Genomic DNA, 13,354 nt, shown 5'->3' with positions numbered 1-13,354 from the left:
GTCCGTGGTTTCACCCCGAAAAGGCGATGGCGTTCTCGGCGATATTGCTAACCTCGGGCAAGTGAAATATATGCAGATCCAACCCGTTTCTCCCGTCAAATAATGGACAGGGGCAAATTTTGAGCAACAAACTCAAGTTCGGTGCGGGAGCGGTCGTGCTGATATTCGCGGCCGCGAGCGCGCTCACCGGCTGTAGCAGCGACGATTCCTCCAACTCCAGCTCCGGTGCCACCTCGACCTCGGCCGCGGCAAGCGCCGCCGGTTCCGGTCCTGCCCGCAACCCCTACCTGGCCGCCGACAAATTCGCGGTCACACACCTGGACCCGGCCCAATCCGACAGCTTCCCGGACGAGGTCCCGCGCGGCACCTTCCACATCGACCCCACCCAGATGCAGCGCGTGCCGACCGGCCCGGTCAGCATCATGACCCTGGCCTCGCCGTCACCGGACTACATGTGGATCTCCTCCAGCTCCGGTCCGCGCTATGTGGATGTCTCGAACGGCGGCTTCAAGGAAGTCGCGTCCATGGATGCCCCGGGCGTGCAACCGATTTCGCCGCAGCAACTGGACCAGGTGCTGAATCAGCAGTTCACCGACACCGGTCAGATCGAGAGCGCCATCGCCCAGGACTGGGGCGGCGCGAATTGGCAGCGCATCGCCAATGGCATCTACGGCATGGTGGACAAGGACAATCACTTCTACTTCATCAATCAGGACGCGGTGCTGTTCGTCTTCGGCCTGAAGAACAAGGACAAGCCCGCCGACGGCATCGAGATCATCGCGCAGAAGGATTTCAAACCGCTGCTGTCGACCTCGGTGACCTCGCTCGGCATTCCGGAGACCATTGTCGGCGCGGATATGACCTACGACGGGCACCTGGTGGTGCTGGCCTCCCGCGCGCTGTACGTGCTGAACCGCGATCTCACCGGTGAGCCGCAGCAGATCCGCATCGGCGACGACGAAACCGTCTCCAATTCGATGGCCGTGGACGCGGACGGCGGCATCTACTTCGCCTCGGACAAGGTCATGCGCAAGGCGGTGTGGAAGAACGGCAAACTCTCCACCGATGAGGCGGACGGCGGCTGGGCCTCGCCCTACGATTTCGGCCGGCAGCCCCCGGCGGTGAAATTCGGTATCGGCACCGGCTCCACACCGACCCTGATGGGCTACGGCAAGGACAGCGACGAGCTGGTGGTGATCACCGACGGCTCCGACCATATGAAGCTGGTCGCGTTCTGGCGCAATAAGATTCCGGACGGCTTCCAGCAGAAGCCGGACACCAAGTCGAACCGCATCGCCGATCAGATCCAGGTGACCGCCGGACTCGACAATCCGCCGGAGTTCATCCAGTCCGAACAGTCGGTGGTGGTGAACGGGTACGGCGCGTTCGTGGTGCAGAACATCGGCGCGGGCGGCTCCCCGGACCGCCTGGTGGATGTGCTCGCCAACGGTCCCGTCGCGGAACCGCCGCACGGTATGCAGCGCTTCGAATGGGATCCCCAGGCGCACAAGTGGAATTCGGCGTGGACGCGCGGTGATGTGGTGTCCACCTCGATGGTGCCCGCGGTATCCACCGGATCCGGCATCGTCTTCGTGAACGGCTACTCCAAGGCCGACGGCTGGGAGGTCACCGGTCTGGACTGGAAGACCGGGGAAACGGTGCACCGCACCATCTTCGGGCAGACCAACCTCGGCAACGGGGCATACGCGATCGTCGAGGCGTTCCCGAACGGGGACCTGCTGTTCAACAGCATCGGCGGCCCGTTCCGGGCCAAGATCGGCAAGTAGCGCGGCAGCTACAAGAAAAGGGTTGGGCGGCACCAATGGTGCCGCCCAACCCTTTTCACTTCACGAACTCAGAAGAACCAGCCCAACTCCGGATCTCGATCGCCCGTGAAAGCCGTATCGAAGGAGCGTAGCAGTGCCGCATCCTTGGCTTGAATTCGGTTGGCCGCGGCGAAGACTCGCGCCCGGTGCGCGCCGAAGTACAGGCTGCTCAGCACATCGATACCGAGTTCGATCTCCGCCGCCCGGTCGGTGCGCTCGCATTCGGCGACGCCGTCGCGCACCCGCAGTGCGAAAGTGCCGCCCGCCTCGCGGAACGGATCATTCACCGCCAGCACGATATCCAGGTCCTCGCGGTAGGTGCGGGCCGAGAGTGCTTCGGGCACATCCATGATGCGGGCCCAGAGTCCGTCGTAGCGGCTCTTGGTGCGCACCAGTCGCGGATCGGTCACCAGGAAGGGGAGCGGATCGTCGTCGACGAGATCGGCCTCGATCTTGTCCAGCAGATCCAGGCTCAACAGCACCCGCCACAGCGCGATATGGGCCTCGGGGGTGACGGCCTTGAACTCGGATACCAGCGCGACCGACTCATGATCGCGCCACTGCCGCCGATACAGCACGTAGCCGTCCGGATGGGTGAGCACGAACAGCGTGGACGCCCCGTCCCGATAGCGGTCCGGATCGCCGAACCAGATATTCCAGTTCGCGTCCGGCCGGTCCTGTCCGGCGGGTACCAGCCGCCGCCAGCGGTCGTATACCTCGCGGATGTGATCCTGCGATTCCGCCAGGGTCGCCGTGCGCACCCCGCCGGGATCCGGTGTGCCGGGCCGGAATTCGGCCTTGCGGCGGTCGATGGAGATCTCGCTCGCCACCGTTGCCGGTCCGTAGCCGAAGCGGCCGTAGATGGTGCCCTCGCTCGCGGTGAACATGGTGAGCGGAATACCCTCGGCCTCGGTGCGGGCGTGCTGTTCGGTGTACAGCGCGCGCAGGATGCCGCGGCGGCGATGGGTGGGGGCGACCGTCACGGCGGAGACGCCGCAGGCTCGAATCGTGTTCTCACCGGGGACGGTGACGGTCATGGTGCGATCGACGGTGTGGCCGACGACGCGGTCGCCGTCGACCGCGACGATCGCGCGCTCGATCGGGAACAGGCCCGGGATATTGTCCTTCTCCACCTGGTCGTAGCGCATGCCGAAGCAGACTTCGGCCAGCTCCAGGATGGCGGGAAAGTCGCTCTCGGTGGCCGAACGCAGGGTGATGCCATTCGTGAGTGCCATAGTCCGACCATCCCATGAATCGGGCATTCGGCGCATCGGGTTTTCCCCCGCGCGTGGCGCCACCCACCCCCCGACGGTTCCGGGTGGCGCCACTCGCCCCTGATCCCCCGGCTCGGCGCCTCCCCGCGCCTCGCCGTCCCCGGGGTGGTTCCGCGCCTCCCCGCGCGTCACCGTCCCTCCCGAGCGGCTCCGCGCCTCCCAACGCGTCACCGGCTCCCCGTGTGGCCGAACGCCTCCCCGCGTCCAGCCGGTCCCCCCGTATGGGCTCGGCGCCTCCCCGCGCCTGGCCCGGTTCCCCATGTGGCGGAGCGCCTCCCCGCGCCCTGCCGGTTCCCCCCGTCGAGATCGTCTCGATCTCGTGAGAACTACTTTGCCGGGCGGCGCTGATGATCTCCTTAACAAGACCTTGCAGTGTTAACGCTTGTGCGGGAATGGCTTCCGGAATGACGAAACCCGCCTGCCAAGTGCGGCAGGCGGGTTCGATGTCGGGTGCGACCCGGGAGCGATCAGCGCTCGGTGATGCCCCGGTAGTCGCGCGCCTCGTAGCCGGTGTAGATCTGGCGCGGACGGCCGATCTTCAAAGGCTCGCGGTGCATTTCGCGCCAGTGCGCGATCCAGCCCGGCAGCCGGCCCATGGCGAACAGCACGGTGAACATGCGGGTCGGGAAGCCCATGGCGCGGTAGATGACGCCGGTGTAGAAGTCGACGTTCGGGTACAGGCGACGCTCGATGAAGTACTCATCGGTGAGCGCGGCCTCTTCCAGGGCCTTGGCGATATCGAGCAGCTGGTCGTCGCCGCCGATCTTGCGCAGGATGGTGTCCGCGGCCTGCTTGACCAGGGTCGCGCGCGGGTCGAAGTTGCGGTAGACGCGATGCCCGAAGCCCATGAGCTTCACGCCGTCTTCCTTGTTCTTGACCTTGCGGATGAATTCCTTGACGTCGCCGCCGTTGGCCTTGATGTCGTCCAGCATCTCCAGCACGGCCTGGTTGGCGCCGCCGTGCAGCGGACCCCAGAGCGCGTTGATACCTCCGGAGACGGAGGTGAACAGGTTGGCGTCGGACGAACCGACAAGGCGCACAGTCGAAGTCGAGCAGTTCTGCTCGTGATCGGCGTGCAGGATGAGCAGCATGTCCAGCGCCGCGGCGACCTCGGGGTCGACCTCGTACGGCTCGGCCGGGAAGCCGAACGTCATGCGCAGGAAGTTCTCGACCAGCGACAGCGAGTTGTCCGGGTACAGGAACGGCTGACCGACCGACTTCTTGTAGGCGTACGCCGCGATGGTCGGCAGCTTGGCCAGTAGTCGGATGGTGGACAGCTCGACCTGCTCGGGATCGCGCGGGTCCAGCGAATCCTGGTAGTACGCGGACAGCGCGTTCACCGCGGACGACAGCACCGGCATCGGGTGCGCGTTGCGCGGGAAGCCGTCGAAGAAGCGCTTCAGATCCTCGTGCAGCAGCGTGTGCCGGCGGATCCGGTCGGTGAAGTCATCGAGCTGGGCCTGGGTCGGCAGCTCACCGTAGATGAGCAGGTAGCTGACCTCGATGAAGGTCGACTTACCGGCCAGCTGCTCGATCGGGTAGCCGCGGTAGCGCAGGATGCCCGCTTCACCATCGATGTAGGTGATCGCCGACTTGGTCGACGCGGTATTCATGAAACCGGGGTCATAGGTCACGTACCCGGTGCTGGCGAGCAGCTTGCCCAGGTCGATCCCGTCGTTGCCCTCGACGGCCTTGGCGACCGTCATCGGGTACTCACCACCGGGGTAGGACAGCACCGGCTTGGCGTCTTCGTCGACGTTGATGATGTTCTCAGCGGGCACGGAAGGATCCCTCTCAGGCTTGAAACCATAGGCATCGGCGCGGTGGCGCACGACGCGCTTGGCTCAACGCTAGTCGCTGTCCGGTAAGCCCGACTAACGAGGGTGGTCCTTAACTACCTCACAGTCACATGGTCGCGATGTGAGGATCGGTGCGGTTATGCGCTATAGGCATGGGCCGCACCGCCCGTCCCGGCGTGTCTACTAGTCGTTGCATACGGTCTTGATGATGCGCGAGTCGTACGCCACGCGGGCGCGATCCTCGGCCTCGTCGCGGGTGGAGCCGTAGCGGCCGACGTACTGGCGCAGGCTGTCGGAGTGGCTGATCGAACCGCATTCGGTGAAGGCCACCAGCACCTCGCAATTGCGGCCGTTGCAGCGGTTGAGCGCCTCGGCCTTGGCCGCGTCCTTGGTGGAGTAATTCCAGGAGGCGTGCCAATTGCCCTCGTCGGAGACGGCGATGGCGCCCCAGTAGGTGCCTCCGGCGCTGGCCTGCGCAGGTACCAGGAGTCCCGCGCCGCCGATGGCGGCCATGGCGATGGCGGTGGTGATGGCCTTGGTGGTGAAGGACTTTCGCATGATGTTTCCCCGTGCATCCGGTGGTGCTGTGCTCTGGACGCTTATGAAATTAGGGGCCGGTCTTTGCGAAGTCCTTGGAGAATTCTTATGGGACGCTCAGGCAACGACCGAGGGTTTCAGGCTGGAACCTCCGCGTGCGCCCGCGCCACCCGGTAACGGACGAAGGCCGGGAAGATCAGCGCCGCGATCACCATGCCGATCACCACCAGCACGCCACCGCCCGCCGCGGCAGCCGCGGTACCCACCGCCGCGGCCGCGAAACCGTGTGCAACATCACCGATTCTGGGTCCGCCCGCGACCACCACGATGAACACGCCCTGCAGCCGTCCGCGCATCTCATCGGTGGCCACCGACTGCAACATGGTGGTGCGCAGCGCCGCCGAGAACATATCCACCGCGCCACCGAAAGCCAAGGACCCGAACGCGATCCACAGCGCCACCGTGGTGCTCAGACTGTGCCCGGCCGCCCCGACCGCCAGGCCGAAGCCCACCATGCCCAGACCCCACAGCACGATCAGCACCACAACGGCCAAACCCTGCCTGCGAATTCGGGACAGCCAGCCGGAGAACACCCCGCCCAGCACCGCGCCCACCGACATGGCCGCGAACAGCAGGCCAAGCGCGTGACCGCTGCTGGCGGTATCGCCGAAACTGTCCTGCGCGATCTGCGGGAACAGCGCGCGCGGCATGCCGAACACCATGGCCACCACGTCGACGGCGAAGGACGCCAACAGGATTCGCTGCGTGGCCAGATAGACGAAGCCGTCCGCGACCTCGCGCAATCCGGCGCGCCGGGACTCGCCCGTCGGCGGGATCGGCGGCAGTTTCCAGGTGGCCCACAGCGTGGCCAGCAACGCGATGGAGTCCAGCAGATACAGCGTCGCGAGCCCCGACACCGGAATCAGCATGCCCGCCACCACCGGTCCGGCGATCGCGCCGAACTGCATGACGGTCATGGACAGCGAATTCGCCGCCGGGAGTTGATCTTCCGGCAGCAGCCGCGGGTAGATGGCGCTGCGCGCGGGCTGATTCACCGCGAAGAACGCCTGCTGCACCGCGAACAGCACCAGGATCAGCCAGGGATTGTTCAGCCCGGCCGCGGCCTGCGCCCAGAACGCGAGCGCGGTCAGGCCGGTGCCGGTGCTGGTGATGAGCAGCAGCTTGCGCCGGTCCATCACATCGGCCAGCGCGCCACCCCACAGGCCGAACACGATGAGCGGGATGAGCCCGAAGAGTCCGGCCAGGCCGACATAGGACGAGCTGTGCGTGATGTCGTACAGCTGCTTGGGCACCGCTACCACCGAGAGCTGCGCGCCGATCACCGTCACGACACCGGTGGTCCACAACCTCCGGTAGTCGGGGTTGCGCAAGGGGGTTATATCGGCGAGCAGCTTCACCGCGGTGACAGTAATGGGATGAATTGCGGTGCGACTAGCCTTTTTCCAGGGTCGTCCCATGATTCGGACGTGAGAAACCCCACGCGCCGAACCATTGCGATCATGCTGGTCAGGGCTGCAATCGTTCGATCTTCATGGCGGCGATGTCGGTATTGCCGGGTTCCACCAGGACGCGAATGCGGTTGTGCATCCGGCTGCGGCGGCCCTGCCAGAACTCCAGCGACTCCGGCCGCAACAGGAACCCGCCCCACTGCGGCGGCACCGGAATCGGATCGACATCGTCGAAACGCGAGGTCAGCTCGGTCAACTGCCGATCCAGCTCCTCGCGCGAGCCGATCGGCCGGGATTGCAGCGAAGCCCACGCCCCCAATTGCGAACCGCGCGGGCGGGACTGCCAGTAGACGGCCGTGGTCTCGGCCGCGACCTTGTGCACCGGACCGCGCACCGTCACCTGCCGGCCGAGCGCGGGCCAGACGAAAGTGGCCGACGCATATGGCGTCGCGATGAGTTGCCGCCCCTTGAAGGATTCGTAATTCGTGTAAAAAGTCACACCTTCGGGCGAGAGGCCTTTGCACAGCACCGTCCGCGAGGACGGCCGCGGTCCGGAATCGGTGAGCTCGACGGTGGCCAGCACCATGGCATTGGAATCGGTCAGCCCCGCGCTGGTGGCGTGCTCTATCCAATTGCGCAGCAACGGTTCCCAGCCGTCCGCCAGCCAGCTCTCATCGAGGTCGGTTTCCAGGCCCGGATGATTGTCACCGGCGTCGACTCCGTATTCCACGCGCAGTGCCGCGATATCGAGGTCGGGAGTGGCGTAATTCTCCTGGTCGGGCATGGGCCAGACGTTACTCCGGAGTAATGCGCGCGTTAAGGTCTAGGAGATCGGCGTGGCTGCCCATGGATCGGGCAGCCCGATTTGCAAGGAGAGTCACAACATGACTGCCAGCGCTGCGGCCAGCCCTGTCATCCCAGCTGATTTCGTCAGCGGCCTCGAAGGCGTGGTGGCTTTCACCACCGATATCGCCGAACCGGATAAGGATGGTGGCGCGCTCCGGTACCGCGGCGTCGACATCGACGACCTGGTCGCCAACCGGGTCACCTTCGGTGACGTGTGGTCCCTGCTCGTCGACGGCGAATTCGGCCACGGCCTGCCGCCCGCCGAACCGTTCCCGCTGCCCATCCACACCGGCGACGTCCGCGTCGATGTACAGGCCGGGCTCGCCATGCTCGCCCCGATCTGGGGCTACCAGCCGCTGCTGGACATCGACGACGACACCGCCCGCGACAACCTGGCGCGCGCCTCGGTGATGGCGCTGTCCTACGTCGCGCAGTCCGCGCGCGGCATCTACCAGCCCGCGGTCCCGCAGAAGAAAATCGACGAGTGCACCACCATTACCGAGCGGTTCATGACCCGCTGGAAGGGTGACCCGGACCCCAAGCACACCGAGGCCATCGACGCCTACTGGGTGTCCGCCGCCGAACACGGCATGAACGCCTCCACCTTCACCGCCCGCGTCATCGCCTCCACCGGCGCCGACGTGGCCGCCTCGCTGTCCGGCGCCATCGGCGCCATGTCCGGCCCGCTGCACGGCGGCGCGCCCGCCCGCGTGCTCCCGATGATCGAGGAAGTCGAAAAGACCGGCGACGCACGGGCACTGGTCAAGGGCATCCTGGACCGCAAGGAAAAGCTCATGGGCTTCGGGCACCGGGTCTACCGGGCCGAGGACCCGCGCGCCCGCGTGCTGCGCGCCACCGCCCAGCGCCTGGACGCCCCGCGCTACGAGGTCGCCGCCGCCCTGGAGCAGGCCGCGCTGGCCGAGCTGCGGGAGCGTCGCCCGGACCGCGCCATCGAGACCAATGTCGAGTTCTGGGCCGCGGTCATCCTCGACTTCGCCGAGGTGCCCGCGCACATGATGCCCGCCATGTTCACCTGCGGCCGCACCGCCGGCTGGTGTGCGCACATCCTGGAGCAGAAGAAGCTCGGCAAGCTGGTTCGCCCGGCCGCCATCTACACCGGTCCGGCCCCGCGCCTGCCCGAGACCGTCACCGGCTGGGAGACCGTCGTACGCAAGTGATCTCGTTCGCGAGTGACCGGGCGTGCGCCGATAGGTAACGCCCGCAAGACGATTCGAGGCCCGCAGCGGATTCCGCTGCGGGCCTCGGTGTTTCGGGCCTGCCCTGCCCGTCATCCCGGCGTGCTTGTGGCCGGGATCCAGGTACTGCCTACTGCACCTTGACCACGACGGTGTTGACGATCTTGTCCGCCAGGGTCTGCCGCTTGGCGTCCCACAGCGGCATGAACCAGCCGATGTAGCAGGCGAAACTGTCCACCACGTGCAGCAGTTTGCGACCGAACGCCAGGCCGAAACCGACCGGCTGACCGGTGGATTCGCGCACCAGGCGAATACCGACGATCTTCTTGCCCGGCGTCTGCCCGGTGCTGCCCTCGCGGTAGATCAGGAAGATCCCCGCGCCCACGGCGAGCACGAACACCAGGAACAGCAGGATTCCGCCGAACGCGTTCAGACCGCCGCCGGTGCAGCCTGCGCTGTAGCTGCGCGAGGTGCTGTAGCTGCTGCTGTACGAGGAGCAATCCACCGAATCGGTGCCGACCGTCATGGCCAGGATCTCCAGGATGACCACGGGCAGGAAGAACATCAGCCCGTCGAGCAGATACGCGCCCACCCGCGCGGCCCAGCCCGCGTACTCACCGAGCGGTGCCACCGGCGCGCCGTAGGGGGAGTAGCCGCCATAGGGCTGCTGCTGGTTGTAGTCGTATCCGGGTTGCTGTGCATAACCCGGCTGCTGGGGATAACCGGGCTGGGAAACCGGCTGCTGCTGTGGATAACCCGGCTGCGATACCGGCTGCTGTGGATAGCCGTACCCCGGCTGTGCGTCCTGCGGCGGATAGCCGTAGCCCGGCTGCGCCGGGGGCTGCTGGGGCGGATAGCCGTATCCGGGCTGCTGCGGCGGATACGGGTTGTTCGGGTAGGTCATGTACTTCCTCATCGCGCGTCGAAACGGCCGGTACCGGAAAGGGGATCGATACCGGGCACCCCCCGATTGCCGCCGAGTGGCTGTCGGCGGCAAGGTGACTGGGCCGATACAGTCTGGAGCACCCGGGCGACAACGGCGCGCCGGGGCTCTCCACGGTTGAAAGCGCGAGGTAGCCATGGCATTGGAGATGCGGACACGCTGCGAACGTTGCGAGGTCGCCGAATTGGCCGTGGACGGACCGGCGCTCATCTGCTCCTTCGAGTGCACGTTCTGCGAGTCCTGCGGCCGAACAATGAATTACGTGTGTCCGAATTGTGGTGGCGAATTGGTTGCGCGACCGCGAAGGTCGAAATAACGGTGATCGGAATCCTGGGCTTCGGGTCGTAAGTGGCATAACCTGCGCAGGTGCTCGATGCAGGACTCTCGCGGAGAACGTTGTTCACGGTCGGTGCGGCCCTCGCAGCCGGCGTTGTATCCGCAGGTTGCGGTAAGGCCAGCGGCAACGCCGCGGACCGGGTGCTGGAGGCCCCGCGGTTGCGGCCGGACAAGGGCCTGACCGCGAATTTACCGCTGGCCAAGAACGGTTTGAGCCCCGATGCGGTGGCGGCCAAATACGCCGGGAAGAAACCGCAGCAGTGGGGAACGGATATCTCCGGCATTCTCACCAATTTCGATACCTCAGGTAAGCAATTCGCGCTCACCTTCGATGCCTGCGGTGGTCCGGGCAATAACGACATCGACGAGAATCTGCTGAGTCTGCTCATCGCACAACAGATTCCGGCCACCCTGTTCCTCAACAAGCGCTGGATCGACGCGAACCAATTGCGCGCCGCCCAGCTCGCGGGCAATCCGCTCTTCGAACTCGCCAACCACGGCACCGCGCACCGCCCGCTCTCGGTGAACGGCCGTGCCGCCTACGAGATCAAGGGCACCGGCTCCGCACAGGAGGCGGTGGACGAGGTCTGGGGCAATCACGAACGCCTCACCCAGCTCACCGGCCACCCGCCCCGCTTCTTCCGCACCGGCACCGCGCACTACGACGAACTGGCCGTGAATATCGTCCAGGACCTCGGCGAAGTACCGGTCGGCTACTCGCTCAACGCCGATTACGGCGCCACCTCCAATGCCGCTCAGGTACAGGCGAACATGATGAAGGCCGCGCCCGGCGGCATCTCGCTGGCGCATATGCACCGCCCCAAATCCGGTACCGGCCCCGGCATGTACGCGGCGCTGACGGCCTTGAAGGGCAACGGTTTCCAGTTCGTCCGCCTGCCCTAGCGAATCGAAGTTCGCGTGTATCAGTCGAGTTCGCGGGAAGCTTTCCAGTCGACCGTGACCGATTCACCGCGATCGACTGTGAAGAACGCCACTTCCAGGTGGCGGCCCAGGTCCACCAGTTCCAGCGCGGCCAGCGGGACGGGCTGAATGATGCGAATCCGCCAGGGCGCGGGCTCATCCCAGGCGTGCAGTTCCAGATCCAGGCGCAGCACCGGATCATCGCGGCCGGTGTAGTCGGCGGCCACCGGGGTGGCCGCGAGCACGGTGGCGCGGGCGCGGCGGCCGTCGGCGAGGATTTTGGCGATATTGGTGCGGCTCGCCTCCTCGACGGCCGGGACGTACAGCACCACGCGGTCGTGATCGCCCGGATCGACGCGGCAGCAGATCACATCGCCGGGCTGCATCCATTCTTGGTCAGGGGTATTGACGCGCTGCCGGACCCGGGTCTCGTACGCGTGCCGGTCCTCGAGCTGTACCCGCACCCAGAATTCCTGGCTCGGCCCCGGGAAATCCCGGGTTCGCGCATCGCCTTCCGGACGCTGGTCGGCGGGCCGCGGGACGCTGTCGACAGCGCCGGGCGCGACCTCGGATCGAACGCTGAGAATTGTCGCGGTGCCCTCGGTGCCGTGCATGAGCAACTCGCGGCGGGCGGCGTCGTCCAGGGCCGGACCGCGCCGGGTGAGCCCGCGCGAGCCGAATTGAGTGGACAGCCGCAGACCGGTGAGCCGCCGCAATAGGCCGGGGCGCGGCTCCGATTCGGTCTCGGTAACCGCTCGACCTGCGATAACACCCTGTGCGACGGTCGAATTCGGGGGCTCGGCGGTAGCGCCGGCGGGAGATCCAGGTCGCTCGTGCGCGGCCATGTTCATGCTGCTGAACGGTAATGCGTCTGTGGTCCTCACCACAGCGATACCCGCCGTTTGCCGAAGCCCGAGGTCCGAACGTGTTGCAGGGCCGACCCACTCGTTTCGCGACTGATGCGCAGCCTCTACCCTTGTCGCCATGACCTCTGCGTTCCCGACCATCCCCGACGATCTCAAGCCCGCCGACGGACGGTTCGGCTGCGGACCCTCCAAGGTGCGTCCCGAACAGCTGCAGTCCCTGGTGGATACCGGCGCCTCCGTGTTCGGTACCTCCCACCGGCAGAAGCCGGTCAAGGACGTGGTGGCCCGGGTGCGTTCCGGCCTGCGCGAATTGTTCGCCCTGCCCGACGGTTACGAGGTCGTGCTCGGCAACGGCGGCACCACCGCGTTCTGGGACGCGGCCGCCTTCGGCCTGATCCGCGAGAAGTCGCTGCACCTGACCAACGGCGAGTTCTCCTCGAAGTTCGCCTCGGTGGCCAAGGCCAACCCGTTCATCGGCGACCCGATCGTGGTCAAGGCGGAGCCGGGCAGCGCGCCCGAGCCCACCTCGGACCCCTCGGTCGACCTCATCGGCTGGGCGCACAACGAGACCTCCACCGGTGTGGCCATCCCGGTCTCGCGCCCCGCGGGTTCGGAGAACGCGCTGATCGCCATCGACGCCACCTCGGGCGCGGGCGGTCTGCCGGTGAACATCGCCGATTCCGATGTGTACTACTTCGCGCCGCAGAAGTGCTTCGCCTCCGACGGCGGCCTGTGGATCGCGCTGATGAGCCCCGCCGCGCTGGCGCGCGTCGAGGAGATCAAGAACTCGGGTCGCTTCACCCCCGAGTTCCTGTCGCTGCCCATCGCGATCGACAACTCCACCAAGGATCAGACCTACAACACCCCGGCGCTCGCCACGCTGTTGCTGTTCGCCAATCAGATCGAGTGGATGAATGGCAACGGCGGTCTCGACTGGGCCGTGAAGCGCACCGCGGATTCCTCTTCGCGCCTGTACAACTGGGCCGAGACCAGCGAATTCGCCACCCCGTTCGTGGTCGATCCGGCGCACCGCTCGCAGGTGGTCGGCACCATCGATTTCAATGATTCGGTGGATGCGGCTCAGGTTGCGAAGGTATTGCGCGCCAACGGAATCGTGGATACCGAGCCGTACCGTAAGCTGGGTCGTAACCAGCTGCGCGTGGGTATGTTCCCCGCCATCGATCCCGAAGATGTTTCACAGCTGACCCGCAGCATCGATTGGGTTGTGCAGCAGATCGGCTGAACCGCAAACTAAGACACAGTAGGCGGCGCGAGAGTCTGGCGACAGATTTTCGCGCCGCGTGTCTTGCCCCACGAATCACAGAAGTGCACTACTGTTCC

Annotated in this window: 12 protein-coding genes; 5 read left to right on the top strand and 7 right to left on the bottom strand. The window is 66.2% G+C overall.

What is annotated here, in order from left to right:
- Window positions 1-119: 119 nt before the first annotated feature.
- Window positions 120-1,787 (top strand): hypothetical protein, encoded by a 1,668-nt coding sequence (locus ACFVUS_RS17770; protein WP_387766997.1) that lies wholly within the window; start codon window positions 120-122, stop codon window positions 1,785-1,787.
- Window positions 1,788-1,855: 68 nt separating this feature from the next.
- On the opposite strand, the gene ACFVUS_RS17765 is transcribed toward ACFVUS_RS17770, so the two are convergent.
- From ACFVUS_RS17765 to pdxH, 5 genes are all read right to left on the bottom strand, one after another.
- Entirely contained in the window at window positions 1,856-3,061 is a 1,206-nt protein-coding gene (locus ACFVUS_RS17765; RefSeq protein WP_387766994.1) for a GNAT family N-acetyltransferase, read from the bottom strand.
- Window positions 3,062-3,567: 506 nt separating this feature from the next.
- A complete protein-coding gene (locus ACFVUS_RS17760) occupies window positions 3,568-4,881 on the bottom strand; it encodes a citrate synthase (RefSeq protein WP_387766991.1) in 1,314 nt (437 codons plus the stop codon).
- Between the two features lie 201 nt (window positions 4,882-5,082).
- On the bottom strand, window positions 5,083-5,457 hold the full coding sequence (locus ACFVUS_RS17755) for a DUF4189 domain-containing protein (protein WP_387766988.1): 375 nt from the start codon (window positions 5,455-5,457) through the stop codon (window positions 5,083-5,085).
- A 116-nt stretch (window positions 5,458-5,573) separates the two neighbouring features.
- On the bottom strand, window positions 5,574-6,854 hold the full coding sequence (locus ACFVUS_RS17750) for an MFS transporter (RefSeq protein ID WP_387766985.1): 1,281 nt from the start codon (window positions 6,852-6,854) through the stop codon (window positions 5,574-5,576).
- Between the two features lie 109 nt (window positions 6,855-6,963).
- Window positions 6,964-7,689 carry a pyridoxamine 5'-phosphate oxidase gene (gene pdxH, locus ACFVUS_RS17745; protein WP_387766982.1) on the bottom strand — a complete coding sequence of 242 codons (726 nt, stop codon included), beginning with the start codon at window positions 7,687-7,689 and terminating at the stop codon, window positions 6,964-6,966.
- 100 nt (window positions 7,690-7,789) lie between these two features.
- Between pdxH and ACFVUS_RS17740 the strand changes: the two genes are divergently transcribed.
- Window positions 7,790-8,929, top strand: a complete 1,140-nt coding sequence (locus ACFVUS_RS17740; protein WP_387766979.1) for a citrate synthase 2 — start codon at window positions 7,790-7,792, stop codon at window positions 8,927-8,929.
- Between the two features lie 148 nt (window positions 8,930-9,077).
- Here the strand turns inward: ACFVUS_RS17740 and ACFVUS_RS17735 are convergent, their stop codons facing one another.
- Complete coding sequence (locus ACFVUS_RS17735; protein WP_387766976.1) at window positions 9,078-9,851, bottom strand: RDD family protein; 774 nt, start codon at window positions 9,849-9,851, stop codon at window positions 9,078-9,080.
- A gap of 175 nt (window positions 9,852-10,026) precedes the next feature.
- Between ACFVUS_RS17735 and ACFVUS_RS17730 the strand changes: the two genes are divergently transcribed.
- Entirely contained in the window at window positions 10,027-10,206 is a 180-nt protein-coding gene (locus ACFVUS_RS17730; RefSeq protein WP_387766973.1) for a DUF1272 domain-containing protein, read from the top strand.
- A gap of 50 nt (window positions 10,207-10,256) precedes the next feature.
- Window positions 10,257-11,129 (top strand): polysaccharide deacetylase family protein, encoded by an 873-nt coding sequence (locus ACFVUS_RS17725; RefSeq protein WP_387766970.1) that lies wholly within the window; start codon window positions 10,257-10,259, stop codon window positions 11,127-11,129.
- A 20-nt stretch (window positions 11,130-11,149) separates the two neighbouring features.
- On the opposite strand, the gene ACFVUS_RS17720 is transcribed toward ACFVUS_RS17725, so the two are convergent.
- Window positions 11,150-11,998 (bottom strand): hypothetical protein, encoded by an 849-nt coding sequence (locus ACFVUS_RS17720; RefSeq protein WP_387766966.1) that lies wholly within the window; start codon window positions 11,996-11,998, stop codon window positions 11,150-11,152.
- 133 nt (window positions 11,999-12,131) lie between these two features.
- Between ACFVUS_RS17720 and serC the strand changes: the two genes are divergently transcribed.
- Window positions 12,132-13,256: a phosphoserine transaminase gene (serC, locus tag ACFVUS_RS17715; protein WP_387766963.1), complete on the top strand. Its 1,125-nt coding sequence runs from the start codon at window positions 12,132-12,134 to the stop codon at window positions 13,254-13,256.
- Window positions 13,257-13,354: the final 98 nt, after the last annotated feature.

Origin of the sequence: Nocardia sp. NPDC058058 (genome assembly GCF_042885355.1) — a bacterium.
Taxonomy (GTDB): domain Bacteria; phylum Actinomycetota; class Actinomycetes; order Mycobacteriales; family Mycobacteriaceae; genus Nocardia.
This window is presented reverse-complemented; position numbering and strand designations above follow the sequence as displayed.

Excerpts from the sequence above, each read along its gene's own strand:
- ACFVUS_RS17765 (WP_387766994.1), bottom strand. The coding sequence starts at position 3,061 with ATGGCACTCACGAATGGCATCACCCTGCGTTCGGCCACCGAGAGCGAC.
- ACFVUS_RS17755 (WP_387766988.1), bottom strand. The coding sequence starts at position 5,457 with ATGCGAAAGTCCTTCACCACCAAGGCCATCACCACCGCCATCGCCATG.
- pdxH (WP_387766982.1), bottom strand. The coding sequence starts at position 7,689 with ATGCCCGACCAGGAGAATTACGCCACTCCCGACCTCGATATCGCGGCA.
- ACFVUS_RS17740 (WP_387766979.1), top strand. The coding sequence starts at position 7,790 with ATGACTGCCAGCGCTGCGGCCAGCCCTGTCATCCCAGCTGATTTCGTC.
- ACFVUS_RS17735 (WP_387766976.1), bottom strand. The coding sequence starts at position 9,851 with ATGACCTACCCGAACAACCCGTATCCGCCGCAGCAGCCCGGATACGGC.
- ACFVUS_RS17730 (WP_387766973.1), top strand. The coding sequence starts at position 10,027 with ATGGCATTGGAGATGCGGACACGCTGCGAACGTTGCGAGGTCGCCGAA.
- ACFVUS_RS17720 (WP_387766966.1), bottom strand. The coding sequence starts at position 11,998 with ATGAACATGGCCGCGCACGAGCGACCTGGATCTCCCGCCGGCGCTACC.
- serC (WP_387766963.1), top strand. The coding sequence starts at position 12,132 with ATGACCTCTGCGTTCCCGACCATCCCCGACGATCTCAAGCCCGCCGAC.